28 protein-coding genes are annotated in these 26,463 nt (G+C 74.2%); 20 read left to right on the plus strand and 8 right to left on the minus strand.

All coding sequences use genetic code 11. From position 1 onward, the window contains the following. Positions 1-218 precede the first annotated feature (218 nt). The gene (locus EDJALFJO_RS05415; protein WP_088282983.1) at positions 219-1,421 is read right to left on the minus strand and encodes an NUDIX domain-containing protein; all 1,203 of its coding nucleotides are present in this window, start codon (positions 1,419-1,421) and stop codon (positions 219-221) included. After that, on the minus strand, positions 1,418-1,792 hold the full coding sequence (locus tag EDJALFJO_RS05420; protein ID WP_369812493.1) for a DUF3054 domain-containing protein: 375 nt from the start codon (positions 1,790-1,792) through the stop codon (positions 1,418-1,420). Before EDJALFJO_RS05420 ends, EDJALFJO_RS05415 begins: the two co-directional genes overlap by 4 nt. A 211-nt stretch (positions 1,793-2,003) precedes the next feature. Between EDJALFJO_RS05420 and EDJALFJO_RS05425 the strand changes: the two genes are divergently transcribed. Continuing rightward, complete coding sequence (locus EDJALFJO_RS05425; RefSeq protein WP_143448306.1) at positions 2,004-2,576, plus strand: hypothetical protein; 573 nt, start codon at positions 2,004-2,006, stop codon at positions 2,574-2,576. Between the two features lie 112 nt (positions 2,577-2,688). Here the strand turns inward: EDJALFJO_RS05425 and EDJALFJO_RS05430 are convergent, their stop codons facing one another. Continuing rightward, positions 2,689-3,720, minus strand: a complete 1,032-nt coding sequence (locus tag EDJALFJO_RS05430) for an aldo/keto reductase (protein ID WP_088282988.1) — start codon at positions 3,718-3,720, stop codon at positions 2,689-2,691. A 104-nt stretch (positions 3,721-3,824) separates the two neighbouring features. Here EDJALFJO_RS05430 and dop point away from each other — a divergent pair, with 104 nt between their 5' ends. The 7 genes from dop to EDJALFJO_RS05465 all read left to right on the plus strand — a co-directional run bounded on the left by dop (position 3,825) and on the right by EDJALFJO_RS05465 (position 10,422). Then, positions 3,825-5,345 carry a depupylase/deamidase Dop gene (gene dop, locus EDJALFJO_RS05435; RefSeq protein ID WP_088282991.1) on the plus strand — a complete coding sequence of 507 codons (1,521 nt, stop codon included), beginning with the start codon at positions 3,825-3,827 and terminating at the stop codon, positions 5,343-5,345. A 104-nt stretch (positions 5,346-5,449) separates the two neighbouring features. Then, positions 5,450-5,644, plus strand: coding sequence for a ubiquitin-like protein Pup (locus EDJALFJO_RS05440; RefSeq protein ID WP_088282994.1), 195 nt, complete (start codon positions 5,450-5,452; stop codon positions 5,642-5,644). Then, positions 5,641-6,456 carry a proteasome subunit beta gene (gene prcB, locus EDJALFJO_RS05445; protein WP_088282995.1) on the plus strand — a complete coding sequence of 272 codons (816 nt, stop codon included), beginning with the start codon at positions 5,641-5,643 and terminating at the stop codon, positions 6,454-6,456. Before EDJALFJO_RS05440 ends, prcB begins: the two co-directional genes overlap by 4 nt. Then, positions 6,453-7,274: a proteasome subunit alpha gene (gene prcA, locus EDJALFJO_RS05450; RefSeq protein WP_088282998.1), complete on the plus strand. Its 822-nt coding sequence runs from the start codon at positions 6,453-6,455 to the stop codon at positions 7,272-7,274. The genes prcB and prcA overlap by 4 nt, the downstream gene beginning before the upstream one ends. 152 nt (positions 7,275-7,426) lie before the next feature. Continuing rightward, positions 7,427-8,788, plus strand: coding sequence for a Pup--protein ligase (gene pafA, locus EDJALFJO_RS05455; protein WP_088283000.1), 1,362 nt, complete (start codon positions 7,427-7,429; stop codon positions 8,786-8,788). A gap of 158 nt (positions 8,789-8,946) precedes the next feature. Further along, on the plus strand, positions 8,947-9,942 hold the full coding sequence (locus tag EDJALFJO_RS05460) for an FKBP-type peptidyl-prolyl cis-trans isomerase (RefSeq protein ID WP_143448307.1): 996 nt from the start codon (positions 8,947-8,949) through the stop codon (positions 9,940-9,942). 96 nt (positions 9,943-10,038) lie between these two features. After that, complete coding sequence (locus EDJALFJO_RS05465) at positions 10,039-10,422, plus strand: FKBP-type peptidyl-prolyl cis-trans isomerase (RefSeq protein ID WP_233149696.1); 384 nt, start codon at positions 10,039-10,041, stop codon at positions 10,420-10,422. A gap of 97 nt (positions 10,423-10,519) precedes the next feature. On the opposite strand, the gene EDJALFJO_RS05470 is transcribed toward EDJALFJO_RS05465, so the two are convergent. Further along, a complete protein-coding gene (locus EDJALFJO_RS05470) occupies positions 10,520-11,632 on the minus strand; it encodes a DUF3866 family protein (RefSeq protein WP_088283006.1) in 1,113 nt (370 codons plus the stop codon). 101 nt (positions 11,633-11,733) lie between these two features. On the opposite strand from EDJALFJO_RS05470, the gene EDJALFJO_RS35360 reads away from it, so the two are divergent. The 9 genes from EDJALFJO_RS35360 to EDJALFJO_RS05510 all read left to right on the plus strand — a co-directional run. Then, a partial coding sequence (locus tag EDJALFJO_RS35360) for a YafY family protein (RefSeq protein ID WP_233149697.1) occupies positions 11,734-12,537 on the plus strand: 804 nt, incomplete at its 3' end. Between the two features lie 85 nt (positions 12,538-12,622). Then, positions 12,623-12,829, plus strand: coding sequence for a hypothetical protein (locus EDJALFJO_RS36275; protein ID WP_369812494.1), 207 nt, complete (start codon positions 12,623-12,625; stop codon positions 12,827-12,829). Next, positions 12,826-13,794, plus strand: a complete 969-nt coding sequence (locus EDJALFJO_RS35365; protein ID WP_088283008.1) for a YafY family protein — start codon at positions 12,826-12,828, stop codon at positions 13,792-13,794. Before EDJALFJO_RS36275 ends, EDJALFJO_RS35365 begins: the two co-directional genes overlap by 4 nt. A 310-nt stretch (positions 13,795-14,104) precedes the next feature. Continuing rightward, positions 14,105-14,470: a hypothetical protein gene (locus tag EDJALFJO_RS05485; protein ID WP_088283010.1), complete on the plus strand. Its 366-nt coding sequence runs from the start codon at positions 14,105-14,107 to the stop codon at positions 14,468-14,470. Positions 14,471-14,590: 120 nt separating this feature from the next. After that, on the plus strand, positions 14,591-14,905 hold the full coding sequence (locus tag EDJALFJO_RS05490; protein ID WP_143448308.1) for a hypothetical protein: 315 nt from the start codon (positions 14,591-14,593) through the stop codon (positions 14,903-14,905). A gap of 166 nt (positions 14,906-15,071) precedes the next feature. Next, positions 15,072-15,335, plus strand: coding sequence for a Sec-independent protein translocase subunit TatA (gene tatA / locus EDJALFJO_RS05495; protein WP_088283014.1), 264 nt, complete (start codon positions 15,072-15,074; stop codon positions 15,333-15,335). Positions 15,336-15,405: 70 nt separating this feature from the next. Further along, positions 15,406-16,200 (plus strand): twin-arginine translocase subunit TatC, encoded by a 795-nt coding sequence (tatC, locus tag EDJALFJO_RS05500; RefSeq protein ID WP_158220293.1) that lies wholly within the window; start codon positions 15,406-15,408, stop codon positions 16,198-16,200. 22 nt (positions 16,201-16,222) lie between these two features. After that, positions 16,223-17,158 (plus strand): diacylglycerol kinase family protein, encoded by a 936-nt coding sequence (locus EDJALFJO_RS05505; protein ID WP_088283018.1) that lies wholly within the window; start codon positions 16,223-16,225, stop codon positions 17,156-17,158. 10 nt (positions 17,159-17,168) lie between these two features. Further along, positions 17,169-19,997, plus strand: coding sequence for an RNA helicase (locus EDJALFJO_RS05510; protein ID WP_088283020.1), 2,829 nt, complete (start codon positions 17,169-17,171; stop codon positions 19,995-19,997). 17 nt (positions 19,998-20,014) lie between these two features. Here the strand turns inward: EDJALFJO_RS05510 and EDJALFJO_RS05515 are convergent, their stop codons facing one another. Beyond that, entirely contained in the window at positions 20,015-20,926 is a 912-nt protein-coding gene (locus EDJALFJO_RS05515; RefSeq protein ID WP_088283030.1) for a 5'-3' exonuclease, read from the minus strand. A gap of 169 nt (positions 20,927-21,095) precedes the next feature. Here EDJALFJO_RS05515 and EDJALFJO_RS05520 point away from each other — a divergent pair, with 169 nt between their 5' ends. Continuing rightward, complete coding sequence (locus EDJALFJO_RS05520) at positions 21,096-21,536, plus strand: Lrp/AsnC family transcriptional regulator (protein WP_088283022.1); 441 nt, start codon at positions 21,096-21,098, stop codon at positions 21,534-21,536. Between the two features lie 37 nt (positions 21,537-21,573). Here EDJALFJO_RS05520 and EDJALFJO_RS34045 read toward each other — a convergent pair whose 3' ends face one another. Next, a complete protein-coding gene (locus EDJALFJO_RS34045; RefSeq protein ID WP_158220294.1) occupies positions 21,574-23,256 on the minus strand; it encodes a DUF2207 domain-containing protein in 1,683 nt (560 codons plus the stop codon). Positions 23,257-23,261: 5 nt separating this feature from the next. Next, positions 23,262-23,837, minus strand: a complete 576-nt coding sequence (locus EDJALFJO_RS05530; RefSeq protein ID WP_088283024.1) for a LemA family protein — start codon at positions 23,835-23,837, stop codon at positions 23,262-23,264. A 90-nt stretch (positions 23,838-23,927) separates the two neighbouring features. On the opposite strand from EDJALFJO_RS05530, the gene EDJALFJO_RS05535 reads away from it, so the two are divergent. Together EDJALFJO_RS05535 and EDJALFJO_RS05540 are read left to right on the plus strand one after the other, a co-directional pair. Then, positions 23,928-24,833, plus strand: a complete 906-nt coding sequence (locus EDJALFJO_RS05535) for a haloalkane dehalogenase (RefSeq protein WP_088283026.1) — start codon at positions 23,928-23,930, stop codon at positions 24,831-24,833. A gap of 46 nt (positions 24,834-24,879) precedes the next feature. Continuing rightward, positions 24,880-25,890 (plus strand): serine hydrolase, encoded by a 1,011-nt coding sequence (locus tag EDJALFJO_RS05540; RefSeq protein WP_088283028.1) that lies wholly within the window; start codon positions 24,880-24,882, stop codon positions 25,888-25,890. On the opposite strand, the gene EDJALFJO_RS05545 is transcribed toward EDJALFJO_RS05540, so the two are convergent. Further along, on the minus strand, positions 25,880-26,463 hold a 584-nt coding region (locus EDJALFJO_RS05545; RefSeq protein WP_198950035.1), incomplete at its 5' end, for a DUF664 domain-containing protein. The two genes, EDJALFJO_RS05540 and EDJALFJO_RS05545, sit on opposite strands and share 11 nt — an antisense overlap.

The following is a 26,463-nucleotide window of genomic DNA, read 5'->3' on the forward strand; positions in this document are numbered from 1 at the left end:
CGACGAGCCTCCAGCGAGTACGCCATCGACAACACCCCACATCAGAAGGCGTTGCACTCACCGATTGAGGCCAAGCGAGATGAGGCGTGCTTCTCCCACCAGAGGACGACGTTGCGTGCGTCGTACACCAGAGGACGGCCAGGGGTGAGGTGCATGAGCCGCCAGAGGACGCCGGTTCGAGGTGCGCGACCCACCAGAGGACGACGACGACCCGCCTGTCAGGGCCCGGCGACGTGCGGGACGTCCCAGTCCGCCGGGAAGCGCGGGACCGGCCACGCCGGGTCGGGGGAGAAGTCCGTCCACCGGCCGTCGAACGGCGGGGCCCCGGCCCGGGCCAGCGCCATGACCTGCTCGCCGTCGGCCCGGATCCCCGGAGCCTGCGCCGCCGTCCACCGGGTCCCCAGCGCGGTGATGGTCGCGAACTCGTCCTCGTCCTTCCAGCGCGCGACCCGGTCCGGGGTGACCCACACGTCGAGCGCGCGGTCGGCGCTGTCGACGAGCCGGGTGCCGAGCACCGTCGTCCGCAGCGCGTGCGGCGCCTCGAGGTTGCCGTACCAGCCCTCGAAGGTGCGCGCGCCGTCCGCCCCGGCGCCGAAGAACCACCACACCGACCACGCGGTCGGCGCCGCTGGCACGAGCATGAGAATCCCCTGGCCGCGCCAGGCCGCGCTCCGCCGGGCCCGCGGGGCGGTGAACCGCTCCTCGATCGGCAGCTCCCGGATGCCGCGGCCGTCGACGAGGCGCGGCTCGACGACCGGCCATCCGTGGCCGACCCACAGCAGCAGCCCGTCGTCGTCGTGCCGGACGACGCGCGCGAGCCGGGCGGACCGGGTGCGGCCCTCGCGGCCCCACCGGTAGACGACGGTCTCGCCCGCCTCCCAGCGACCGCCCGGGACGGGCTGCGGTCCCGCGCCGAGCAGCCCGCCCGTCGCGAGCAGCCGCCGGGTGTCGGGGACGAACGGCCACGCCGGGTCGGCGAGCCGCCCGGCGAGCACCGCCGGGTGCTCCCACCAGCCGTCCTCGACCTCGTCGTCGACGAAGCGGACGGGCCCGTCCCACACCGCCTCGTAGACGTGCGCGAGGTAGTGCGTGTCGTCGTCCCGGTACCAGCCCGTGAAGACCTCGGTGAGCTCCGTGCCCTCGACGCCCAGCTCCTCGGCGAGCTCGCGGCGCGCCGCCTCGAGCGGGGTCTCGCCCGCGTGGACGACACCGCCCGCGGCGCAGTCGTGCGCACCCGGCCACAGGTCCTTCGTGCGGGCCCGGCGGTGCACGAAGACCTCGCCGGTCGGACGGCGCAGCAGGACGCCGGTGGCGGCGTGCGGCAGGTTCTGCGCCCGGACCCGTGACCGGGGCGCCGCCCCGACGACCCGCCCGCACACGTCGTCCGGGTCGTAGAGCGCGACGACCTCGTCGGCGCTCACCGGGCGGCGAGCCGCCGCGCGACCCAGCCGGAGAGCACCCGGCGGCCGAGGACGAAGAGCGTCACGAAGCACGTCGCGACGACGACGAACGTCAGCGCGGTGCCTTCGCCCGCAACGACGTGCCGCAGCGGCATCCCGACGAGGATCGTCCCGGCCGTCGCCACGGCACCGGCTCTCACCGACCCCGGCGCCAGCCGCAGGCCGAGCAGCGCAGCCCAGCCGACGGCGAGCCCGGCGAGGAACGGCCACGCCGTGACGCCGACCCCGGCGAGGGCGTCCGTCTCGCCGTGCGACCGGCGGCCGACGGCGACGAACACGAGGACGGCGACGACGTCCAGCAGGAGCGACCGGGCCGCCTGCCGCGAGCGCACCGGGTCGGTGACCGAGGGCTGCCGGGTCTGCTGCGACGTCACCGCCTCATCGTGCCACCCGTCCCGACCGCCCGTGACCGGGACCCGTCCACGCGCTCGTACTCGCGTCAGGTACCGGATTCGGCCGCCCCGCGGCCCTCCCGCGGCGGCCCAGGAACGGTGCGGGCCGCGAACATGACCGGAAGACGGCGGCGCCGAGGGCGGCCGGGCTGTGGACGACGGAACCGGCATGTCGCCGGTCTCGCTGAGGATGCGCGTCGTGGGTGATCACGTCTTCCTCGACGAGTCGAAGCGCGACGTCTACGTCATGGTGTCGGTCGCCGTTCCGACTGGGGGGTTGGCCGCCCTTCGGCGCGCAGTCAGGGTCGCGCAGGTCCCAGGAACACGGCGCCTGCACTTCCGGGCGGAGCGCGACAGCGTGCGCAAGGCGTTCGTGTCGACGCTTGTCGACCATTCGGTGACCGCCGACGTGTACGCCGCGCCGGGACGTCCGGACCTCGCCGCGCGAGAGGACGTCCTCGTTGCGGTCGTCGGGGCCGCAGTGGCTCGCGCCGCGGAGCGACTGGTCTTCGAACGCGACGAGTCGGTGCTCGTTCATGACGAGCGGGTGATCAAGCGCGAGCGCGCACGCCTCGGTGCTACCGACGCGCTGAGGTACGACGCGCTGCCGGCGGTGGCCGAACCCTTGCTGTGGATCCCCGACGCGATCGCGTGGGCCTGGTGCCGGAGCCCTGACTGGCGCCGCCGGGTGCAGCCGCTCGTCTCGACGGTCGTCACCGTCTGACAAGCGCGAAGCCCCGCTCAGCCGTCATCCGGCGGCCTGCGGGGCTCACTTCCTCGGGCCCCAGGCCCTCGGCACCCCAAGTATTGCCGCGTCGACGGACGTGGGCAAGGTCTCAGCGGCCACCAGTGATCTTGCGGGAGCGCTGCTCGGTGCCGGGGACGCCGTACGGGTAGTCCGCGGGCTGCGGGTCGGAGGCGGCGTCGAGGCGGGCGGTCTCCTCGGGGGACAGGTGCAGGCCGGCGGCGCCGAGGTTGGCCTCCAGCTGGTCGAGCGTGCGGGCGCCGAGGATCACCGACGTCACCGCCGGCCGGTCGTGCAGCCAGGCGAGGGCGACCTGCGCCATCGGGACGCCGCGGCCCTCCGCCACGGCCCGGACGGCGTCCACGACGTCCCAGGTGCGCTGCTGGGCGCTGCGCCGGTCGTAGGCCTCGACGCCGCGCTCCGGGTTCTCGCCGAGCCGGGTCGCGCCGGTCGGGCGCTCGTCGCGGGTGTACTTGCCGGTGAGCCAGCCGCCGCCGAGCGGGGACCAGGGCAGCAGGCCGAGACCGGCGTCGAGGCAGGCCGGGACGACCTCCCACTCGAGCTCGCGGACGAGCAGGTTGTACTGCGGCTGCAGCGTCACCGGCCGGGCCAGGCCCAGCCGCTCGGTGATGCCCACGGCCTTGGCGACCTGCCAGCCGGTGAAGTTCGACAGGCCCGGGTAGCCGATCGTGCCGGCGGCCACGGCGTCGTCGAGGAAGCGCAGGGTCTCCTCGACCGGGGTCAGCGGGTCCCAGGCGTGCACCTGGTAGAGGTCGACGTGGTCGACGCCGAGCCGGCGCAGCGAGGCCTCGAGCGCCGTCCGCAGGTGCCGGCGGGACAGGCCGACGTCGTTCGGGCCCGCACCCATCGGGAAGCGGCCCTTCGTCGCGAGCACGACCTGCCCCGCGGCGTCCGGGTTCGCCGCCAGCCACCGGCCGACGACCTCCTCGCTGACGCCGCCGGCGTAGACGTCGGCGACGTCGACGAGGGTGCCGCCGGCCGCGACGAAGGCGTCGAGCTGGGCGAAGGCGCCCGCCTCGTCGGTCTCCGCGCCGAAGGTCATCGTGCCGAGGGCGTACGTCGAGACGACGGCACCGCTGCCGCCGAGGGTCCGGTACTCCATGGTGGGTGTCCGCGTGGTCGAGGGCTCGCTCATGGGTCGATCCCACCAACAGTTCGTGACGTCCGCCATGCAGGCCGGACACATCGGCCTCGTAGGGTGGGGCCATGAGCGCTCGACGGGTCATGGGGATCGAGACCGAGTACGGGGTCTCGGCCCCCGGCGACCCCGCCGCGAACGCGATGCTCCTGTCGAGCCAGGTGGTCAACGCCTACGCCGCGCCGCTCGGCAGCCGGGCCGGCCGGGCCCGCTGGGACTACGAGGACGAGGCCCCGCTGCGCGACGCCCGCGGCTGGGAGCTCGCCCGCGGGGACGCCGACCCGAGCCAGCTCACCGACGTCGTCGACGACCCGGGCCTGGCCAACGTCATCCTCAGCAACGGCGCCCGGCTCTACGTCGACCACGCCCACCCCGAGTACTCCTCGCCCGAGGTGACGACACCCCGCGCCGCCGTGCTCTGGGACAAGGCCGGCGAGGCCGTCATGCTCGCGGCCTCGCGCCGGATCGCCGAGACCCCCGGCCTCGGCCCGGTGAACCTCTACAAGAACAACACCGACAACAAGGGTGTCTCCTACGGCACGCACGAGAACTACCTCATGCGCCGGGAGACGCCGTTCGCGGACATCGTCCGCCACCTCACGCCGTTCTTCGTGTCCCGGCAGGTGGTGTGCGGCGCGGGCCGGGTCGGCACCGGCCAGGACGGCTCCGGCAAGGGCTTCCAGCTGAGCCAGCGCGCCGACTTCTTCGAGGTCGAGGTCGGCCTCGAGACGACCCTCAAGCGGCCGATCATCAACACCCGCGACGAGCCGCACGCGAGCGCCGACCGGTTCCGCCGGCTGCACGTCATCATCGGCGACGCGAACATGTGCGAGGTCGCGACCTTCCTCAAGGTGGGGACGACGGCCCTCGTCCTCGAGCTCATCGAGGAGCGCGCGTTCACCCGGGACCTGTCGGTCGAGCGGCCGGTCAACGCCCTGCACGCCGTCTCCCACGACGCGACGCTCAAGACCCGGGTGAGCCTGCGCGACGGGACGACCGCGACCGCCGTCCAGCTGCAGTGGATGTTCTACGAGCAGGCCGCGAAGTTCGTCGAGGACCGGTACGGCGCGGACGCCGACGCCGACACCGTCGAGGTGCTGCGCCGCTGGGAGAGCGTGCTGACCCGGCTCGAGTCCGACCCGACGTCGCTGGCCCGCGAGCTCGACTGGGTCGCCAAGCTGCGCCTGCTCGAGGGCTTCCGGCAGCGCGAGAGCCTCGACTGGGGCGCCGCCCGGCTGCAGGCCATCGACTTCCAGTGGGCCGACGTCCGCCCCGAGAAGGGGCTCTACCAGCGGCTCGTCGCCCGCGGCCAGGTCGACCGCGTCGTCACGGACGAGGAGATCGCGGCCGCCGTCCACGAGCCGCCGGAGGACACCCGGGCCTACTTCCGCGGCCGCTGCCTCGCCCAGTACGGCGAGCACGTCGCCGCCGCGTCGTGGGACTCGGTGATCTTCGACGTCCCGGGCCGCGGCGCGCTCCAGCGGGTGCCGACGCTCGACCCGAACCGCGGCACGAAGGAGCACGTCGGGGCGCTCCTGGACCGCTGCCGGACCGCGGCCGACCTCGTGGACGCGCTCGCGGCCCGCTGACCGGCGGGCACCGCCGCCCGACACATCTCACCCCCCGGCACCGGCGCCCCGGTTGCGCCGTCCGCCTAGGATCAGAGCCAGAGCTCGACGAGGGAGGTACGGCCATGGCCGGACAGGAGCAGACCCGTCCGCGGGGGCGGGACGACGACGGTGACGAGGGCGCTGCGCCCCCGCCCGCCGCGGGTCAGGCGCAGGCGAAGGACGACGACGTCGACGCGATCCTCGACGAGATCGACGACGTCCTCGAGACCAATGCCGAGGAGTTCGTGAAGGGCTTCGTCCAGAAGGGCGGCCAGTGACCGACAGCCTCGGCTCGCCCACCCCTGGGCGGCTTCCCGCGGCGTACCTCGTGCCCGGGTCCTCCTCGTTCACCGAGTTCCTCGGCGCGCACGCGCCCCAGCTGCTGCCGGGGCGGCGTCCGCTGCCGCCCGGCAGCGTGCCGGAGGCACCGCACGGCACGACGATCGTCGCCCTGACCTTCGAGGGCGGCGTCGTCATGGCGGGCGACCGGCGCGCGACGATGGGCAACCTCATCGCCCACCGCGAGATCGAGAAGGTGTACCCGACCGACGAGTACTCGTGCGTCGGCATCGCGGGCACCGCAGGGATCGCCGTCGAGATGGTCCGGCTGTTCCAGGTCGAGCTCGAGCACTACGAGAAGATCGAGGGCGCGCTGCTCTCGTTCGACGGCAAGGCGAACCGGCTCTCGACGATGATCCGCGGCAACCTCGGCCTGGCCATGCAGGGCCTGGCGGTCGTCCCGCTCTTCGCGGGCTTCGACATCGACCGCGGGCTCGGCCGGATCTTCTCGTACGACGTCACGGGCGGCCGGTACGAGGAGCGCAACCACCACAGCGTCGGCTCGGGCTCGCTCTTCGCCCGCGGCTCGCTCAAGAAGCGCTGGCAGCCGGGGCTCGACGCCGCGGGCGCCGTCGCGGTCGCCGTCGAGGCGCTCTGGGACGCCGCGGACGACGACTCCGCGACGGGCGGTCCGGACGAGCAGCGCAAGATCTTCCCGGTCGTCGGCGTCGTCACCGCCGAGGGCTACCACCGGGTCGCGGACGACGAGCTGGCCGCCGCCGTCGCGGCACTGCGGGGTGAGCAGTCATGAGCATGAACTTCTACGTCTCGCCTGAGCAGGTCATGAAGGACCGGGCGGACTACGCCCGCAAGGGCATCGCCCGGGGCCGCTCGGTCGTCGTCCTCGCGTACGAGGGCGGCATCGCCTTCGTCGCCGAGAACCCGTCCCGGGCCCTGCACAAGGTCAGCGAGATCTATGACCGGATCGCGTTCGCCGCGGTCGGCAAGTACAACGAGTTCGAGAACCTGCGGGTGGCCGGCGTCCGGTACGCCGACCTGCGCGGCTACTCGTACGACCGGGTCGACGTCACCGTCCGGGGGCTGGCCAACGCCTACGCCCAGACCCTCGGCACGGTCTTCACGACCGAGTCCAAGCCGATGGAGGTCGAGATCGTCGTCGCGCAGGTCGGCGACGACGCCGACAGCGACCAGATGTACCGGCTCACGTACGACGGCTCGGTCGCCGAGGAGCAGGGCTTCGTCGCGATCGGCGGCCAGGCCGAGCAGATCCAGACCGCGCTGCAGGAGCGCTGGACGCCGGGGATGACCCTCGCGGACGCGCTGCGGCTCGCGGTCGAGATGCTCGCGAGGGACCCGAACGGCGGCCAGCCCCGCACGCTCGGGGCCGGCCAGCTCGAGGTGGCGGTGCTCGACCGGCTCCGGCCGCGGCGGGCGTTCCGGCGGCTCGCGGGGGCCCTGCTGGGCCGGCTGCTCAGCACGGACGACCCGACGACCGACGTGCCGCACACGGACGACCCGGTCCCGGGCCTGCACGACACCCTCACGGGGGACGCCCCGGCGTCCGACGAGGCCGAGGCACCCGGGGACCAGGCGCAGCCGGAGGGCTGAACCGCTGCACCCGACACCACGACGCCGGTCCCCTTGACAGGGGACCGGCGTCGGTGCGTGGGGCACCGGCACATCGGGAAGACGTTGGTACGTGACGGGATCCGACCGTTTCGTCCAGTGCCGTTGTCGGGTCTGCCACCTACAGTGGGCCCATGGACCGCCGCATTTTCGGGATCGAGACCGAGTACGGGGTCACGTGCGCCTTCGAGGGGCAGCGCAAGCTGTCGCCGGACGAGGTGGCCCGGTACCTGTTCCGCAAGGTCGTGTCGTGGGGGCGGTCCAGCAACGTCTTCCTCCGCAACGGCGCGCGCCTCTACCTCGACGTCGGCTCGCACCCGGAGTACGCGACACCGGAGTGCGACGACGTCCGCCAGCTCGTCGTCCACGACCGGGCGGGGGAGCGGATCCTCGAGGGGCTGCTCGTCGACGCCGAGCGCCGCCTCCACGAGGAGGGCATCGCGGGCGAGGTCTTCCTCTTCAAGAACAACACCGACTCGGCGGGCAACTCCTACGGCTGCCACGAGAACTACCTCGTGAGCCGGCACGGGGAGTTCAACCGGCTCTCCGAGGTGCTCATCCCGTTCCTCGTGACCCGCCAGCTCATCGTCGGTGCGGGCAAGGTGCTCCAGACGCCCCGGGGCGCGGTGTTCTGCCTGTCGCAGCGCGCCGACCACATCTGGGAGGGCGTGTCGAGCGCGACGACCCGCTCGCGCCCCATCATCAACACCCGTGACGAGCCGCACGCGGACGCCGAGCGGTACCGCCGCCTGCACGTCATCGTCGGGGACTCCAACATGAGCGAGACGACGACGATGCTCAAGGTCGGCGCGACCGACCTCGTCCTGCGGATGATCGAGGCCGGTGTCGTCCTGCGCGACCACACCCTGGAGAACCCGATCCGGGCGATCCGCGAGGTGAGCCACGACCTCACCGGCCGCCGTCGCGTGCGGCTGGCGAACGGCCGTGAGGCGAGCGCGCTGGAGATCCAGGAGGAGTACCTGGCGCGCGCGAAGGACTTCGTCGACTCGCGCGGCCTGCACACCGACGTCGTCAAGCGCGTGCTCGACCTCTGGGAGCGCGGGCTGCGGGCGATCTCGACCGGCGACCTCGGCCTCGTCGACCGCGAGATCGACTGGGTCATCAAGCACAAGCTCGTGGAGCGCTACCGCGGCAAGCACGACCTGCCGCTGTCGTCGCCGCGGATCGCCCGGCTCGACCTCGCCTACCACGACATCCACCGCCAGCGCGGGCTGCACTACCTCATGGCCCGCCGCGGGCTCGTGGAGCGGGTCACGGCGGACATCGAGACGTTCGAGGCAACGTCCGTGCCGCCGCAGACGACGCGCGCCAAGCTCCGGGGCGACTTCGTCCGGCGCGCCCAGGAGCGCCGCCGCGACTTCACCGTCGACTGGGTGCACCTCAAGCTCAACGACCAGGCCCAGCGCACGGTGCTCTGCAAGGACCCGTTCCGCTCCGTCGACGAGCGGGTCGAGCGGCTCATCCAGAGCATGTGACGCACAGTGCCGGAGCCGGGCCCGCGCACGCTCGTCCGGTCACTCGGCGTGGCGGCGACGCCCCGGCCACAGGGTGTCCGGTTAAGGTGTCCGGCGAGCCCGACGGCGTGGTCCCCGGCCGCGTCGACCGTCGTCCCCGAGCAGCAAGGGTCCGTTCCGTGTCGTCTGCCCGACCCGCGAGACTGCTGCGGTCCACCGGCGTCGTCGCCCTCGCCGCCGGCCTGACGCTCCTGCTCGGCGGCTGCAAGGTGCCGACGGGGGAGGCGTCCGCCGCCGCGCAGGCCACGACGAACCACGACCTCGCAGCGGTCACCGTGACGTCCGGGGACGGCGCCGACCCGACCCTGAAGGTGCCCTCGCCGTTCGCCGTCGACAAGACCGAGACGCGCGTCGTCGAGGAGGGCGACGGGGACGCTGTCGGCCTCGGCCAGCAGGTGACGATCCGGTACACCGCCGTCAACGGCACCGACGGCCGGCCGCTCCTCGACCAGACGTGGACGAGCGACCCGACGACGTTCGTCGTCGGCACCCAGAGCACCCTCCCCGGTTTCGACGACGGCCTGCGCGGCCTACGCGTCGGGGCGAAGGCGCTCATCGCCATCCCGCCGGACGCCGGGTACGGCGTCCAGGGGAACACCTCGCTCGGCGTCGGCCCGACCGACACGATCGTCTGCCTCGTCGAGGTGCTCGACACCCAGACGCTCCTCACGAAGGCCGAGGGCAAGGCCGTCACCCCGAAGAAGGGGCTGCCGACCGTCAAGCGCGACGCGAAGGGCGTGCCGACGGTCACCCTGCCGAAGGGGAAGGTGCCGACGTCGCTCGTCGTCCAGACCCTCATCGCCGGTGACGGCGCCAAGGTCGCCAAGGGCGACGACGTCACGGTCCAGTACGTCGGCGTCATCTGGCCCGGCGGGCGGGTGTTCGACTCCTCGTGGCGCAAGACCGCGCCGGCCCGCTTCCAGATCGGCAACGCGAAGACGATCACCGGCTGGGACGGGATCATCGGCCAGAAGGTCGGCAGCCAGGTGCTCCTCGTCGTCCCGCCGGACAAGGCGTACGGCGCCGAGGGCCGGGACCAGTTCGGCATCAAGGGCACGGACACCCTCGTCTTCGTCGTCGACATCCTCGGCGCCCAGAAGGCCGCCGCCGCCTGACCCGCCCGTGGTCGCGCCCGCGCGGCCGTGGTGGAGACTGGTCGGCGGCACCGGCCGGACGACCCGGCCGGCTCGACGAGCGCAATGGAGGACACCGTGGCGGCATTCGACCGCGACCGGCCCGAGATCGACTTCCCGGAGGGCGAGCCGCCGGCGGACCTGATCATCATCGACGAGATCGAGGGCGACGGCACCGAGGCCGCCCCCGGCATGACGGTGCGCGCGCACTACGTCGGTGTCGCGTTCTCGACCGGCGAGGAGTTCGACGCGTCCTGGAACCGCGGCCAGCCGCTGGACTTCCGGCTCGGCGTCGGCCAGGTCATCTCCGGCTGGGACCAGGGCATCAGCGGCATGAAGGTCGGCGGCCGCCGCAAGCTGACGATCCCGCCGCACCTGGGCTACGGCGCCCGCGGCGCCGGTGGCGCCATCAAGCCGAACGAGACGCTGATCTTCGTCGTCGACCTCGTCGACGCGCGCTGACGCCTGATCCTCGGCAAGGCCCCGTTCGACCCCTCAGAGGTAGTTCGCCGTGCGATGGCACGGTGAACTACCTCTGAGGCGCTTCGGGAGGCGTTCTTCAGGGGGCGTCGAGCAGCGCCGCCGCGTGCCGGCCGGCGGCGGCCGCGGCGAGGAACGCCGCCGGGTCGGCGTCGAGGCCCCGCCCCATCGTCGACAGCCCGACCGGGGACGTCGCGAGCGCCTCGCGCAGGCCCTCGACGCCGACCTCGACGAGCCGGTGCCGGCCGTGCGGCGGACCGAGCGCCGCGGCCTGCTCGCGGACCGTCGCCCCGAGCGCGGCGAGGTCACCGGTGAGCACCGGGACGACGACGTCCGCCGGGGCGAGCGCGACCCGGCCGTAGGCCGTCAGGCTGTGGTGCGAGACGCCGAGGTGCCGCGCCCGGGCGTCGGCGCCGGAGACCCGAAGCGTCGCGACCGGCCGGCCACCGAGCACCGCGGCCGCGTTGAGCGCCTCGCCCGCGGCGACACCGGAGAACCCCCAGCGGGTGCCGGTGCCGAGGTTGCCCGGGCCCTGGACGACGACCGCGACGTCCGCGCGGACGACGTGCCGGGCGGCGAGCAGCGCCGTGTGCACCGTGACCGCCTCGTGGTCACCACCGAACGACTGCCCGGCCGTGACGACGCTCGCGACCCACTCCGCGGTCCGCAGCCCGTCGACGGCGCGGGAGAACCACACCGGCAGCGCACCGCCGTCCGTCATGACGTAGGCGACCCGGGCGTCCGGACGGCGCTCCCGCAGCCCGGCGAGCACCGCCGGCAACGACGAGTGCAGATCGGCGACGACGACGGGCATCCCGTGCAGGTCGTCGGCGTCCCGAAGCACCTCGTGGTGCGGCGACTCCTGCTCGTCGACGCCGAGCACCATCGCCTGGAGCGGGGTGTAGCGGCCCTTGACCATGTGCCCGGGGCCGGCGGGCCGGGGCCCGGGCAGCCGCTCCGGCACCGCGACGACGAGGGCGTAGCCGCCGGTGCCGAGACCGCGTTCGAGGGCGGTCGTGTTGAGCAGGACGAGGTCGCCCGCCTCCGGCGCGCCGACGAGCGCGGGGTAGGCCAGGGCCCGACAGGTGCGCCACGGCGTGCCGTCCGCCTCCTGGACGTCGACCTCGACCTCGAGCGCGCCGTCCCACGACCTGACCTGCGCCGTCACCCGGCCCTCGCGCCAGCGGATCACCCGGGCACTCCCTCGTTCTCTCGCACTGTTCGCACACACTTTCGAAGCCACGTCCGTGACCTGCCGGTCAGCAGACGCTACCTCGGGTAGCGTGACCGCCGATGTCCTCGCTGCGCACCGAACGCCTGCTCAACCTCGTCATCGCGCTCCTCGCGACGCGCCGCTGGCTGACGAAGGAGCAGATCCGTCACGCCGTCCCGCAGTACGCGGAGTGCGAGTCGACCGAGGCGTTCGACCGGATGTTCGAGCGCGACAAGGAGGACCTGCGCGAGCTCGGCGTCCCTCTGGAGACCGGGACCGACAGCGCGTGGTTCGACGACGAGCAGGGCTACCGGATCGACCGCAACGCGTACGCGCTCCCCGAGGTCGAGCTCACCGCCGAGGAGCTCGCCGTCCTCGGGCTCGCGAGCCGGGTGTGGCAGCAGGCCAGCCTCGCCGGCCCGGCCGCCCGCGCCCTCGTCAAGCTCCGCGCCCTCGGCGTCGAGACCGACGAGGACTCCCTCGTCGGCGTCGAGCCGCGGATCCGCGCCGCGGAGCCGAGCTTCGACCCGCTCTACGCCGCGACCCGGGACCGGGTGCCGGTGTCCTTCAGGTACCGCCGCCCGGACGGCGCGACCGCCGAACGGCACGTCCAGCCGTGGGCCGTGACGAGCCGCTCGGGCTGGTGGTACGTCGTCGGCTTCGACCGCGACCGCGGCGAGACCCGCGCGTTCAAGCTGTCCCGGATCGAGGGCGGTGTGAAACGCATCGGCAAGCCCGGGTCCTACGAGGTGCCCGACGACATCGACGCCACCCAGCACGTCACGGGGGCGCCGTCGTCCGCGCGCGACGTCCGGGAGGCCTGGCTCGGGCTGCGCCCCGGCCGCGGCGCCGCGCTGCGGCTGCGGGCCGTGCCCGAGCCAGGCNGCCGTGCCCGAGCCGGCCGCCGCCGGGCCGGGGGACGGCGACCGGCCGGCCCCGCCCGAGGGGTGGGACGTCGTCCGGGTCACGGTGCAGGACCCGGAGTCCTTCGCCGAGGAGGTCGCGAGCAACGGCGCGGACGTCGTCGTGCTCGGCCCGCCGGACGTCCGGGAGGCCGTCGTCCGGCGGCTGCGCGGCGCCCTGGCGCGGCAGCAGGGCCACCTCGACCTGCCGGGCGGCGCCACGGCGGCGGCGCCCGCAGGGGCACGCTCCCGGCGGCGGGAGGGCGTCCGATGAGCGTCGGTGCGACGACCCGGCTCTCCCGGCTGCTCGCGATGGTGCCGTGGCTGCTCCAGCGGCAGGGCGTGCCCCTCGAGGAGGCCGCGAAGCACTTCGGCATCACCGCCGACCAGCTCGTCAAGGACCTCGAGCTGCTCTTCGTCTGCGGCACCCCCGGCCACATGCCCGACGACCTCATCGAGGCCGACTGGGAGTCCGGGCGGGTCTACCTCGACAACGCCGAGGCGATCAGCCGACCGCTGCGGCTCGGCGTCGACGAGGCCGTCGCGCTGCTCGTCGGTCTGCGCACGCTCGCCCAGGTGCCGGGCCTGCACGACCGGGACGCCGTCGAGTCCGCGCTCGCCAAGCTGTCCGCCGCGGCGGGGGAGGCGGCCGGGGTCGCCGACTCGCTGACCGTCGACCTGGCCCGCGGCACCCAGGAGGTCACCCTCGCGACGGTCCGCGACGGGCTCCGCCTGCACCGCCGGCTGCACCTCACGTACCTCGTGCCGAGCCGGGACGAGACGACCGAGCGCGACGTCGACCCGATGCGGATCGTCTCCGTCGCGGGCCGCTGGTACCTCGAGGCGTGGTGCCACCGCGCCGAGGGGGTCCGGCTGTTCCGGCTCGACCGGGTCGTCACCGTCGCCCTGCTCGACGTCGACGGGACGCCACCGCCCGAGGCCGTCTCCCGGGACGCGGGGGAGAGCCTGTTCACGCCGTCCCCGGACGACCTCGTCGTCACCCTCGACCTCGCGCCCGGCTCCCGCTGGGTGGCCGAGTACTACCCGGTCGAGGACGCCGAGGAGCAGTCCGGGGGCGGGCTGCGGGTCAGGCTGCGGACGGCGAACCCGGACTGGGTGCCCCGGCTGTGCCTGCGCCTGGGCGGCGGGGCCCGGATCGTCACCCCGGACGACGTCGCCGACCGGCTCGTCGCCACCGCGACCGCCGCGCTGGCGCTCTACGACGCCTCGCCGGCGTGACCTGCTTCACGTTCCGCCGTCTGACCCCTGCCGGCGACCTCCGCACCCCGACCGGACGCCGTCCGGCGGCGGCGGATGGCAGAACGCTGCGTCGTCCCGTGCACCCGATCGATGACAGCGCTCTCACCCGTTCGTCCGATCCCCGCCGTGTCGCGTCGGGCAGAGCGTGTCCGGCGATGCCAGGATGGCCGCTGAGATAACCAAGGGTGCTCAAGTGACCACAGGGCGCTACCGAAGTTTTTCGTACAGGCACCCGGGGATCGACGGGGGCGGTAGACGCGCGTCCAGCGCGGACGGGAGGTGCTCGACGATGACGACCATCAAGGCGTCCTGCCCCGGTTGTGGTGATGTCGAGCTGACGCCCCAGCAGGTCCGGCTCGTGGTCTGCTCGGTGAAGAGCTGGTCGTACTACGCCTTCACGTGCCCGCAGTGCCTCGAGGAGGTGCGCAAGCCCGCCGGCCGAGACGTCGTCGCGCTGCTCATCTCCGGCGGCGTCGTCGCCGAGCCGTGGGCCGTGCCGGCGGAGGCGCTCGAGGAGCACGAGGGTCCGGTGCTCTCGTACGACGACGTCCTGGACTTCGCGCTCTGGCTCGAGCAGGCCGACCTCGTCGCCGCCGCGGCCGCGGGCCCCGGCCCCGCCGGCCCGCGCCGGACGGCGTCCGAACCGGCCGCCTGACACGCTCTCCCTCCCGCCCCTCTGAGGTAGTTCGCCGTGCACATCGACGGTGATCTACCTCAGAGGCGCTTTGGGGGAGGGAGAGGCAGCGCAGAGCGAGCGGCCGGGTAGGGTCGCCGCGTGAGCTGGTGGGGTTGGGTGCTGCTGTGGACGGCGATCCTCGCCGGCACGGGCTGGCTGTTCTTCGTGCTCGGTCGCGGCCTCTGGCGGCAGGCGTCGGCGTTGTTCGGCGAGCTGGGGACGGCGAGCGAGCGGCTCGGGGCCGTCATGGAGCAGGTCGACGCCCTCGGCGAGCAGGCCGCCGCCCGCAAGGACCTCGCCGTGTTCGCCGACCCGGTCGCGCTGCGCCGCGAGCGCGAGGCCGCCGCCCGCCGGAAGACCCGCGCGAAGGAGAAGCGGCGGCGCGACCTGCTCGCCGCCCGCCAGCGCGGCTGACCGCGCGTCACCGGTCGTCACGCAGCGCTGAGCCAACAGCGCCGCACGGCGGACCGGGCGCCGCGAACGCAACCGGACGCGCGATCGTTGGGCCGACGGGCGTCCGACGCTCTCGGCGCTGCACGTAGCATGTGTCCCAGCGCACGACCTTTCAGGAAGGACCACCATGGGCCGGATCCTCGACCACCCCGCGCAGCTGCTCATCATCGTGCTGCTCGTCGTCATCCTGTTCGGGGCCAAGCGGCTTCCGGACGCCGCACGCGGTCTCGGCAAGTCGCTGCGCATCTTCAAGACCGAGGTCGAGGAGATGAAGAAGGACGACGTGAAGAAGCCCGAGACCCGCACGGAGGCCGCGCCGGCCGCCCCGCTCGAGGGCCGCGTCGTCGACGAGACCCGCCCGCAGGGCACCGAGCAGCACCGCGACGCCTGACCGCGCGCACCTCACCGCACCGATGGCGATCACCACCCCCAGGCGGCGTTCCCGGGATCCCGAGGGGCGCATGCCCCTGCGCGCCCACCTGTCGGAGCTGCGTAACCGGCTCGTCAAGGCCGGGATCGCCATCATCCTCGGCGCGATCCTCGGCTGGTTCCTCTACAAGTTCCTCTACGACGCGCTCCAGCATCCGCTCAAGGTCGCGTCGGCCGAGACCGGCACCGAGGTCAAGCTCAACTTCACCGACCCGACCGGTGCCTTCAACCTCCAGCTCAAGCTCGCGATGTACACGGGCATCGTCGTCGCGAGCCCGGTGTGGCTCTACCAGCTCTGGGCGTTCATCCTCCCCGGGCTGACGAAGAAGGAGCGCAACTACGCGCTCGGGTTCTCGTTCGCCGCGGTCGTCCTCTTCCTCGGCGGGCTCGGCCTGGCGTGGATGGTCCTGCCGAACGCGATGGTGTTCTTCGCGGGCTTCGTCCCTGACGGCTCGGTCTCCTTCAACACCGTCGACGCCTACTTCTCGTTCGTGACGCGGCTGCTGCTGAGCTTCGGCATCTCTTTCGTCGTCCCGCTCGTGCTCGTCGGGATGAACATGATGGGGATGGTCAGCGCCCGGGCCCTCGCCAAGGGCTGGCGGGTCGCCGTCTTCACGTGCTTCCTCTTCGCGGCCATGGCGTCCCCGACGGCCGAGGTCTCGATGATGTTCCTCCTCGCGCTGCCGATGATCGGCCTCTACCTCGTCGCGCTGGGCATCGCGTGGTTCGTCGACCGGCGCCGCGCCCGGCGGGCCGACGCCCTCGGCGAGGACGAGGCGAGCGAGATCGACGCCCCCGAGGCGATCGACGGCCCGGAGCAGCTGTGACCCGTCCCGGGTCCGCGGCGAGGTGACCCGGCTCGGGGTCGCCGTCAACCCCACCTCCGGCCGGGGTCGCGGCGCCGCCCACGGTGCGGTCGTCGAACGCGCCCTCACCGCGGCAGGGGCGGACGTCGTCCACCTCGTCGGCTCGGACGCCGTCGACCTCGCCGCCCGGGTCGCCGCGGCGCTGCCCACCCTCGACGCCCTCGTCGTCGTCGGTGGGGACGGCATGGTCCACCTCGGGGCGAACGCCGTCGCCGGCACGACGACCCCGCTCGGGATCGTCGCCGCCGGCACCGGCAACGACACCGCGATCGGTCTGGGCCTGCCGGTGCACGCGCCGGACGACGCGGCCCGGGTCGTCCTGGCCGCCCTCGACGCCGGGGCGTACCGCGACATCGACGCGGCCCGGGTCACCGGCGCCGGCAGCGGCACGAACGGCAGCGGGGGAGCGGACGACGTCCGCTGGTTCGCGGGCGTGCTCGGCCTCGGCTTCGACGCGGTCGTCAACGAGCGCGCCAACCGGATGCGCTGGCCGAAAGGCCGCCGCCGCTACGACGTCGCGATCGCCCTCGAGCTACCGGTGTTCCGGCCGCGGGAGTACACGCTCCGCCTGGACGGCGCCGATCACGACACCCGCGCCATGCTCGTCGCCGTCGCGAACGGCCGGTCCTACGGCGGCGGCATGAACGTCTGCCCGGACGCCCTCTTCGACGACGGCCTGCTCGACGTCCTCGTCGTCGAACCCGTGTCCCGGCTGGAGTTCGTGCGGATCTTCCCGAAGGTGTTCTCCGGCACGCACGTCACGCACCCGAAGGTCCGTATCGAGCGTGCCGCCCGGGTCGAGATCGCCGCGGCGGGCATCGTCGGCTACGGCGACGGGGAGCGGATGCAGCCGCTGCCGGTGACCGTCGAGTGCGTCCCGTCGGCATTGCGGCTGCTGGCCCCTGCCCCGCCTGGGTAGCGTGGGGGGCATGAGCACGCCGGCGCACGACCCTTCGCACGACTCGCCGGCCGCTCGGTACGCGGCCTCGAAGGAACGCGCCGAGCAGGGCAGCACGCCGCTCGCGGTCTTCCGCGGGGAGTACGAGTTCGACCTCGACCCCTTCCAGGTGGCCGCCTGCGAGGCGCTCCAGGACGGCCGTGGCGTGCTCGTCGCCGCGCCGACCGGCTCGGGCAAGACCGTCGTCGGCGAGTTCGCCGTCCACCTCGCGCTCGCGACCGGCCGCAAGGCGTTCTACACGACGCCCATCAAGGCCCTGTCGAACCAGAAGTACGCCGACCTCGTGCACCGGTACGGCTCCGCGGCCGTCGGGCTGCTCACCGGCGACAACACGGTCAACGGGGACGCCCCGATCGTCGTCATGACGACCGAGGTCCTGCGGAACATGCTCTACGCGGCGTCCTCGACGCTCGACGGCCTCGGCTACGTCGTCATGGACGAGGTGCACTACCTCGCCGACCGCTTCCGCGGCGCGGTCTGGGAGGAGGTCATCATCCACCTCCCGGACGACGTCCTCATCGTCAGCCTCTCGGCGACCGTGAGCAACGCCGAGGAGTTCGGCGCGTGGCTCGACACCGTCCGCGGCGACACCGAGATCGTCGTCTCCGAGCACCGGCCGGTCCCGCTGTGGCAGCACGTCATGGTCGGGCAGCGGATGTTCGACCTCTTCGCCGACGACACCCCGGTCGTCACCGGGCCGGACGGCACGCCGCTCACGACGTCCGGCCCGGCGAAGGTCAACCCGGAGCTGCGCCGGCTGGCCCGGGACGACGTCCGGTTCGAGCGCGGCCGGGCCAAGGGCCGCGGCGGGCACGGCGGCGGCCGGGGGCGGGGGCAGAGCAAGCTCACCCCGAGCCGGGCGGACGTCGTCCAGACCCTCGACCGGCAGGGCCTGCTCCCGGCGATCTCCTTCATCTTCAGCCGGGCCGGCTGCGACGCCGCGGTGGCCCAGTGCCTCGCCTGGGGGCTGCGGCTCACGACGTCGGACGAGAAGGAGGAGATCCGCCGGGTCGTCGACGCGCGCTGCGCGGACATCCCCGACGAGGACCTCGTCGTCCTCGGCTACTGGGAGTGGTCCGAGGCGCTCGAGCGCGGCATCGCCTCGCACCACGCCGGTCTGCTGCCGACCTTCAAGGAGGTCGTCGAGGAGCTGTTCACCCGGGGGCTGGTCAAGGTCGTCTTCGCCACCGAGACCCTCGCGCTCGGTATCAACATGCCCGCGCGCAGCGTCGTCCTCGACAAGCTCGTCAAGTGGAACGGCGAGACGCACGCCGACGTGACGCCGGGGGAGTACACCCAGCTCACCGGCCGGGCCGGGCGACGCGGCATCGACGTCGAGGGGCACGCCGTCGTGCTGTGGCAGAACGGGCTCGACCCGGACGCCGTCGCCGGCCTCGCGTCGACCCGCACCTACCCGTTGCGGTCGAGCTTCCGCCCGACGTACAACATGGCCGTCAACCTCGTCGGCCAGGTCGGCCGGTCACGGGCCCGGGAGATCCTCGAGACCTCCTTCGCGCAGTTCCAGGCCGACCGCGCGGTCGTCGGGCTCGCCCGGCAGGCCCGCCGCCAGGAGGAGGCGCTCGCCGGCTACGCCGAGGCGATGAAGTGCCACCTCGGCGACTTCACCGAGTACGCCCGGCTCCGCCGCCGGATCGCCGACCGGGAGACCGACCTGTCCCGCTCGGCGAGCCGCGACCGCCGGGCCGACGCGCTCGCGTCGCTCGAGCGGCTGCGCCGCGGCGACGTCATCCGGGTGCTCGCGGGCCGTCGCGCCGGCTGGGCCGTCGTCGTCGACCCGGGGACGGCGACCGGGGCCGACGGGCCGCGCCCGACGGTGCTCACCGCGGACCGGCAGGTCGTCCGGCTCTCGCTGGCCGACGTCCACTCGGCGATCGAGCCGCTGACCCGGGTGCCGGTGCCGAAGACCTTCAACTCCCGCAACCCGACGTCACGCCGGGACCTCGCCTCGACGCTGCGCAACGCCCTCGGCAGCGCCGGGGACGACCAGCCGCTGCGCCCGAAGAAGGACCGCTCGCCCGCCGCCGACGACACCGAGCTCAACCGGCTCCGGGCCGCGATGCGCGCGCACCCGTGCCACGGCTGTAACGAGCGTGAGGACCACGCCCGCTGGGCCGAGCGCTGGCACCGGCTCTCCCGCGAGACCGACCAGCTGACCCGGCGGATCGAGGGCCGGACGAACACGATCGCCCGGGTCTTCGACCGGGTCTGCGACCTGCTCTCGGAGAAGGGCTACCTCGCGGGCGACACCGTGACGGCGGACGGCGAGCGGCTGCGCCGGATCTACGCCGAGTCCGACCTGCTCGTCTCGGAGTGCATCCGCGAGGGGGTCTGGACCGGGCTCGACGCACCCGGCCTGGCCGCCTGCGTCAGCGCGGTCGTCTACGAGGCGCGCCGCGACGACGGCGTCGCGCCGCGGATGCCCTCGACGGGCGTCCGGGAGGCGCTCACCGAGACGATCCGGATCTGGTCCGCGCTCGACGACCACGAGCGCGCCCACAAGCTCGACGCGACGCCGGAGCCCGACCTCGGCATCGTCTGGGCCGTGCACCGGTGGGCGAGCGGGCACCGGCTCGAGGCCGTGCTCAAGGACGCCGACCTCACGGCGGGCGACTTCGTCCGCTGGTGCAAGCAGGTCGTCGACCTGCTCGGCCAGGTCGAGCAGGGTGCGGCGGCGGCCGTGGCGCTCGGCGACTTCACGGCGGAGAAGCTGCGGAACACGGCGCGGGACGCCGTCGAGGGTGTCCGGCGCGGGGTCGTCGCGTACTCGTCGGTGGTCTGACCCGGCCCCGGCCGGGCTCAGAGCGACAGCGCGGTGACCAGCCGGGTGACGCTCGACCCGATGCCCCAGCGGTCGGCGAGGGCGACGACCGCCTCGTGGTCGACGGGGGTGCGCGGGATCGCGTCGTCGACGACGGGCAGGTCGGCGTCCGGCACGACCTGGACGACGCGGGGAGCGGCGGCCACGTAGTCCTCGGCCGCGAGCAGCTTCTTCGTCGCGCCGGGGGCGAGCTTCGGGTCACCGGCCCGGGCGGCGGCCATGAGCGCGTCGAGCGAGCCGTAGCGCGCGAGCATCGCGGCGGCGGTCTTCTCGCCGACGCCGGCGACGCCGGGCAGGCCGTCGCTCGGGTCCCCGCGCAGCACGGCGAGGTCGGCGTACCCGTCGCCGCCCGACACCCCGTACTTCGCCCCGAGCCACTTCTCGTCGACGACCTCGAGGTTGCGGACACCGCGGCCGACGTAGAGCACCCGGACCTCGCGGGCGTCGTCCACGAGCTGGAAGAGGTCCCGGTCGCCCGTGACGACCTCGACCGGCCCGGTCCCGGCGTCCGCGGCGCGGGTCGCGAGGGTGCCGATGACGTCGTCCGCCTCGAGCCCGGCCCCGCCGATGCGGGGGATGCCGAAGGCGGCGAGCACGTCGACGATGACGGGAACCTGGGGGAGCAGCCCGGGCGGGGTCTCCTCGATGTTCTTCGCGGGGTTCGCCACCCGGTGCGCCTTGTACGACGGGATCGCCTCGACCCGGAACGCCGGACGCCAGTCGTCGTCCCAGCACGCGACGAGCCGGTCCGGCCGGCGCTGGGTCACCAGCGTCGAGACCATGTCGAGGAAGCCGCGGACGGCGTTGACCGGCGTCCCGTCCGGGGCCTTCATGCTGTCGGGGACGCCGAAGAAGGCGCGGAAGTACAGGGACGCGGAGTCGACGAGCATGAGACCGGGCACGGGGCGATCCTGCCACCCGGCACCGACGGCCCGCAGGCACCGCGCGGTCGGGCGTCGGGAGGCGCCCGGCCACCCGCCCGGGCGGCCGTTCCGCCGCAGGGCTGCGAAACGACAAGGACGCCGGTGACGCGCCGTCGGGACCTGTAGCCTTCGCCGGATGGAGGAGACAGACCTGCAGATCCTGCATCTGCTCGCACGTGACGGGCGGATGAGCTTCACCGACCTGGGCAAGGCGACCGGCTTGTCGACCTCCGCCGTCCACCAGCGGGTGCGCCGCCTCGAGCAGCGCGGCGTCATCACCGGGTACGCGGCCGTCATCGACGCCGAGCTGCTCGGGCTACCGCTCACCGCGTTCGTCTCGGTGACCCCGCTCGACCCGGCCGCCCCGGACGACGTCCCCGAGCACCTCGCGCCCCTTCCCGAGATCGAGGCCTGTCACTCGGTCGCCGGCGAGGAGAACTACATCCTCAAGGTCCGCGTCGCCACCCCCGGCGAGCTCGAGTCGCTGCTCGCCCGGATCCGCGCCGCGGCGAACGTCTCGACGCGTACGACCGTCGTCCTCTCGACGCCGTACGAGGCCCGGCCCTTCCCGGCCTGACGCCCGCGTCCGACCGGATCCCGGCGAGCAGGACCGGTCATCGGACGGTGGTCACGCCGCCGTCGAGGGCGGCCCGCAGCCGCGCGGCGAGCTCGTCGTCGGGCACCTCCCGAGCCGGCAGCGTCAGGGTCGCGACCCGGTCACCGCTGCGGGCGCCGGCCCAGCGCGCCGGGTGGCGTCCGTCGACGAGCGCCTCCGCACCGGCGCCGGCGAGCGACCGGGCCGTGGGCCGGGTGGCGAGGAGCCGCCAGGCGACCCCGGCCAGCGGTCCGTGGACGAGCGCGTACCGGACGTCGTCCCTGCCCGCCGCGGAGGTCCCGGCGGCGGTCCGCGCGACCCGCTCCAGCGCGACGACCCGGCGGCTGAACCGGTGCCCGGTCAGCCGGACCACGTCGCCCGGGCGGACGTCGTCCGCCAGCTCGACCGGCAGGTACCAGGCCGTCGTCCGGTCGCTCGCCCCGTCGTCGACCGCGAGGGACCAGGCCACCGTCCGGCTGCTCCGGTCGGAGTCCCTGACCCGGGGCGTCATCCAGATCACCTCGCCGCTGGTGGCCCGGGAGCCGCCGCTGCCGACGACCGCGGTCACCACCATCCAGACCGCGTGCGTGACCAGCAGGCCCGCGCCGAGCAGCAGGGCCGAGGCCGCCGGGCCGGCCCACCACGGGCCGCCGTCCACCGCCAGGGCCCCGAGCGCGCCCGAGGACATCACGAGGACGACGATCGGACCGGCCAGCCACAGCCCGGCCACGGCCCGCGCCACGGAGGTCTGCCCGAACGTGCCGCCCTCCGGGTAGCGGACCCGGACCATGCGCCAGGTGCCGCCGTACGCGGACCACACCCGGCTCCGGTCGCCGAGCCCGAAGTCGAGCACCGACCGGACGACGGTCGTCACCCCGAGCGCGTCGCCGTAGGCGAGGTAGCGGTCCCACACCGCGACGGCGGCGGGCGGCTGCGCACCGAAGGCCCCGTCGCCCCGGAGGAACGCCTGCACCCCGAGCCAGCGCGACACTTCGGCACGGCCCAGGTCGGTGAGCACGTCGCCGCGCAGCACCCGGTCGACGAGCCGCCAGGCCCCGCCCCACAGCACGAGCACCGTGAGGCCCATCGCGAGGATCCGGTCCTGCGTCGACGCGGCCGGCAGGCTGATCGCCGTGCCGAGGACGAGGGACCCGGGGCCGGCGCCCAGTGCGATCGTCGTCCGGACGTGCGGGGCGACCCGGTCGCGGACGAGCACCCGCGCCCGCGCCACCCGCCGGACCTCCTGTGCGAACTCCCGCCACCAGCCCTCGACGTCCTCGCCGCCCCGGGCCTGCAGGGCCGCGACGGGCGCGACCCCGTTCCGCAGGACCGCCCGCACCCGGGCCAGCACCTGCACCTCGAAGGGCAGCAGGTGGTCGCTGCGGACGGCTGCGCGGTCCGGCCCGGGATGGACGGTCGTGCTGCGCGGGTCGCCGTCGGCCTGCCGCAGCTCGACGTGCCCGCGGGCCGCGAGGTCGACGAGCGTCGACTCGACGGCGTCCTCGCCGACGACGAGCCCCTGCGTCAGGTAGGCGACGACCGCCGGTGGGAGCGCGGCGGCAGGCAGCTCCGCGGTCGGCGGTGCCGGGTCGGGCGACCGGTACCGGGTGACGAGGACGACGGCGCCGAGCGCCAGGGCCCAGACCACCAGGAGGAGCAGGCCGGCCGCCGTGCCGGCCGCGACGACGGGCCCCTGGACCACCGCGGTCAGAACCGCACCGCGACCGGACCGCGGTCCTCGTCCGCCGCGCGGAAGTACTCCGCCGGGCCGAATCCGGTCAGACCGGCGACGACCGACGACGGGAAGGACTGCACCGCCGTGTTGAGCCCCTGCACCGAGCCGTTGAGGAACTGCCGCGCGTAGGCGATCTTGTCCTCGGTGTCCGCGAGCTCGGACTGCAGAGCATGGAAGGTGGCGCTCGCCCGCAGGTCCGGGTACGCCTCGCCGATCGCGAGCAACCGGGACAGCGCCCCGCCGAGGGCGGCCTCCGCCTGCGCCTGTGGCTCGCGCGGGCCGCCGAGCGCCGCGACCGCGGAGCCGCGGGCAGCGGTCACGGCCTCGAACGTGCCGCGTTCGTGGACCGCGTAGCCCCGGACCGTCTCGACGAGGTTCGGGACGAGGTCGTGCCGCCGCTTGAGCTGGACGTCGACCTGCGCCCCGGACGCCGCGACCTGCTGGCGCCGTGCGACGAGCCGGTTGTAGATGACGACGCCCCACAGCAGGACGCCGACGACGAGCAGGACGAGCACGGTCGGCACGAGGAAGAGCAGGGTGTTCGACATGTCAGCTCCCGGGACGCGGTGGTCGCCGCCAGTGGACCGCAGCCTGGTCACCGAGCGGTCACCGCGCGGTCACCACGGCAGACTGTCGGGATGGACGCCTACCGCACCCCCGACGCGCGTTTCGCCGACCTGCCCGGCTTCGACCACGAGCCGCGGTACGCCGAGGTCGCCGCGCCGGACGGCGGGTCGCTGCGGATGGCCTGGTACGAGGCCGGCCCGGCCGACGGGCCGGTCGCGCTCCTGCTCCACGGGGAGCCCACGTGGTCGTTCCTCTACCGGGACGTCATGGCGGTGCTCGCGGCGCGCGGGGTCCGGGCGGTCGCCGTCGACCTCGTCGGGTTCGGCCGGTCCGACAAGCCGCTCGCGGCGGCCGACCACAGCTTCGCCCGGCACGTCGAGTGGGTCCGCGAGCTGTGCTTCGACCGGATCGGCCTGGACGACGTGACGCTCGTCGGGCAGGACTGGGGCGGGCTCATCGGGCTGCGTCTCGTCGCCGAGCACCCGGCGCGGTTCGCCCGGGTCGTCGCCGCGAACACCGGGCTGCCGACCGGGGACCACGACATGCCGCCGGTCTGGTGGCGCTTCCGGCAGGCGGTCGAGGCGGCGCCGACCCTCGACGTCGGCCGGCTCGTCGCGGCCGGCTGCGTGCGCGGCCTGGCCGACGCCGCCCGGGCCGCGTACGACGCCCCGTTCCCTGACGAGGCGTCGAAAGCGGGCCCGCGCGTCATGCCCACGCTCGTGCCGACCCGCCCGGACGACCCGGCGACGCAGGCCAACCGGGCCGCCTGGGAGGTGCTGCGGCGGTGGGAGAAGCCGTTTCTCGTCGCGTTCAGCGACGGCGACCCGATCACGGGCGCGATGGCCCCGGTGCTGCGGGCCGCGGTGCCCGGCACCGCCGGGCTCCAGCACCCGACGATCGCCGGCGCCGGGCACTTCCTCCAGGAGGACGCCGGCGAGGAGCTGGGCCTCGTCGTCGCGGAGCTCATGGGGCGTTGACCGGAGGGCGGGGAACCCGGGGCCGCCGTCCGTCGTCGGCCCCCGTATGAGTCCCGACGCCCTCGAGACTGCCGTCGTCCCCGTCCTGGACCGGCACGCCGGTCGGCACACCGCGCTGGTGGCTGCCGTCGGTGCCGGCGGGACCACGTGCGTGCTCGGCCGTGGTCGCGACGAGCGGGCCGGGGTGCCGGACGGCGCGACGGTCCTCGAGATCGGCTCGGTGACGAAGGTGTTCACCGCGACCCTGCTCATGCTCATGGCGGACGCCGGCGAGGTGGCGCTCGACGAACCCGTCGAGGGGCTGCTGCCGGACGGCGTCCGGATGCCGGTCCGCGGACGGCCGATCACTCTGCTGGACCTCGTGACGCACCGCAGCGGCCTTCCCCGGCTGCCGGTGCGCTGGCTGCTGCGGGCCCGCGGCCACGGCGACAACCCGTACGCCGTGTTCGGGCTCGACGACGTGTGGCATGCGGCGGTGACGACACGTCGCAGGGCACCTGGCGGCGCACCCCGCTACTCCAACCTCGGCGTCGGCCTGCTCGGGCACGCCCTCGCGCATCGTGCGGGCGCGCCCTGGGAGACCCTTGTGGTGCAACGGGTCTGCCTGCCGCTCGGGCTCGCCGACACGTACCCGGGAGAGCGACCCGAGGACGCCTCCCGCACCGCCGGCGGGCACGACGCCCGCGGTCGTGCAGTCCCGCACTGGGACTTCCCGGTACTCGCCGCGGCGGGGGCGCTGCGCTCGACCGCGGTCGACCTGCTCGCCTTCCTGCGCGCCCAGGGCGGCGACGGGGGCACGGCGCTGCGGCGCGCCGTCCGGGCGACGCACGAGCCCTACGCGAGCCGGCTGGCGCTCGAGCAGTGCGCCGGCTGGATGGCGCTGCGCCGCAGTCCCGGGACGACCGAGCGGGTGCTGTGGCACAACGGGGGTACCGGGGGCTTCCGCTCCTTCGTGGCCTGCGTGCCCGGGAGCGACGTGCAGGTCGTCGTGCTCGCCGCCGACGCACGCGACGTCGACCGGCTCGGCCAGGACCTGCTCGCCGCGGTCACGTCGTGACGGCCGCGACCGCAACGGTCGGGACGCTCACCCGGCCCTCGGCGTAGTCCCACACCGCGCCGTCATGGAACTCGCGCGCGGCGTCGAGGTGCCCGGCGTGCGTGCTCGTCTCGACGAGCACGTGGACGAGCACCTCCGCGAGGGTCGTCAGCCGCCACCCGCCCCACGCGCCCTCGGGCCACCAGGCGGGCGGGGTCGCAGCCGGCAGCCGCTCCACCGACGTGGTCGCCGCCGGGACGTCGCGGTGGTAGGCGGCGAGGACGTCGGCCGCGGTCCGGTCCGCGGGGACGGCGAACTCGTCGGCCTCGTCGATGGCCGGCCCGCCGGGGTGCCTGCCGTGCACGACCTCGCCGAACCAGAACGTCGTCATCGAGGTGAGGTGCTGCAGCATGCCGAGGCAGCTCCAGCCCGACGGCAGGACGGGACGACGCAGCGCCTCGTCGTCCAGACCGTCGAGGATGCCCGTGACCCGGGCCTGCTGCGCGCGCAGCGCGGACAGGAGCGCCGCGGTGGCGATGCTCCCGGCGCTTGTGTCGGTGGTGTCGGTGGTGTCGGTGGTGTCGGTGGTGTCGG

It is taken from the genome of Kineosporia sp. A_224, from assembly GCF_002198655.1.
Classification (GTDB): domain Bacteria; phylum Actinomycetota; class Actinomycetes; order Actinomycetales; family Kineosporiaceae; genus R-H-3.